This is a genomic window from Streptomyces atriruber, assembly GCF_001418325.1.
GTDB classification, from domain to species: Bacteria; Actinomycetota; Actinomycetes; order Streptomycetales; family Streptomycetaceae; genus Streptomyces; species Streptomyces atriruber.
On sequence record NZ_LIPN01000049.1, the window covers coordinates 1 to 1,587 of the forward strand.

1 protein-coding gene is annotated in these 1,587 nt (G+C 72.0%); it reads left to right on the plus strand.

Translation table 11 applies throughout. The annotated features are described in order from the left end of the window. On the plus strand, nt 1-1,519 hold a 1,519-nt coding region (locus AOK03_RS05670), incomplete at its 5' end, for a glycosyl hydrolase family 28-related protein (RefSeq protein ID WP_055564052.1). Nucleotides 1,520-1,587: the final 68 nt, after the last annotated feature.

A 1,587-nucleotide genomic window follows, 5' to 3' on the forward strand; every position in this document is an offset into this window, starting at 1 on the left:
CCCCCAGATCCCCTACGTGGGCCACGCCGGAGCCGACTCGGGCACCCGCCGCTTCCCCCGCAGCAGGCGGATCCTCGACGTGAGCCACTACGGGGCGAGCCCCGACGGCACGTCGGACGCCGCCCCCGCGATCAACCGCGCCCTGGCCGAGGCAGGCCGGCAAGGGGGCGGCACCGTGGTGCTCCGGCCCGGGACGTACCGGCTCGACGGCCTCATCCACATCGCCCACGACCACGTCACCCTCCGCGGCGCGGGCAGCGGCCGCACCACCCTCCTCGCCACGAAGAACCTCACCGAGCTGATCGGCCCCTACGGCTCCCGCTACGGCGGCGACAAGTCCAGCTGGTCCTGGGCCGGCGGCCTCATCTGGCTCTGCCCGCAGGACCGTTGGGACTCGCTCACCGCGGCTGTGAAGGCCAGGGACTGGCCCTTCGAGGGCTGGACCGGCAACAAGCGCGACGCCTGGGAGACCCTCACGAGCGTGCGCCCCGCCCCGCGCGGGTCGTGGTCCGTGACGGTCGCCGACGCCTCCCGCGTCCGCAAGGGCGACCTCGTCCTCCTCCGCCTCTCCGACGACTCCGACCACACCCTCCTGGAGCACATGGCGGGCGACGGCGCGGGCCCGAAGGCGTACACCTGGGACGACAAGACGAAGCTCACCTCGTACGTCCCCTACGAGTGGCCCGTACGGATCGCCGCCGTGGACCCCGGAAAGCGCCGGGTCACCTTCGAGCGGCCGCTCCCGCTCGACGTACGCCCCGCATGGGATCCCCGTCTGACCACCCACGTCACGGCGCTGACCGGCTCCGGCGTCGAGGGGCTCACCCTGGAGGCCGTCGAGACGCCGCAGTCCCCGCACCTCCTCGACAAGGGCTACAACGGCGTCACGTTCCAGTGCGCGTACGACTGCTGGGCCGACGACGTCGTCGTGCGCCACGTGGACAACGGCTTCGGTCTGGTCGCCGCCTCCGCCTGCACCCTGCGCCGCACGCGCGTGGCGGGCCGCGGGTCCCATCACCCGTACTTCTGCCGCGAGGGTTCGCACGACAACCTCATCGACGACTTCCGCATCGACGCCCGTACGGCCCCCGCACCGCCCGGCACCCAACTGCACGGCATCAACGTCGAGGGGCTGTCCTCCTACAACGTCTGGTCGCGCGGCCACATGGAGATGGGCACGTTCGACAGCCACCGCGGGATGCCCTTCGCGAACGTACGAACCGACATCACCGTCGAGAACAACGGCAGGCACGGCGGCGACGCGAGCGCGGGCCCCCTCTTCGGAGCCCGCTTCACGCACTGGAACATCCGCGTCACCAACGACCGCGCGGGCCTGATGAAGATCGACGGCCTCGCCCCCTACAGCGCGACGGTCGGCCTCAACACGGTCCACGAGTTCGACCAGATCGACGTCCCGGACTTCACCGGCGACCTGCACGCGCGCCTGGAGCTGTACGGCACTACGGGAGAGGTGCGGCCACGGAATCTGTACGAGGCGCAACGGGCTCTGCGGCGCTGACCTCGACGGGAGCCTCCTCGGGCAGCCCCCGCATCAGCCCCCAGTACCCCAGCGCCGCCCCCGTCCCC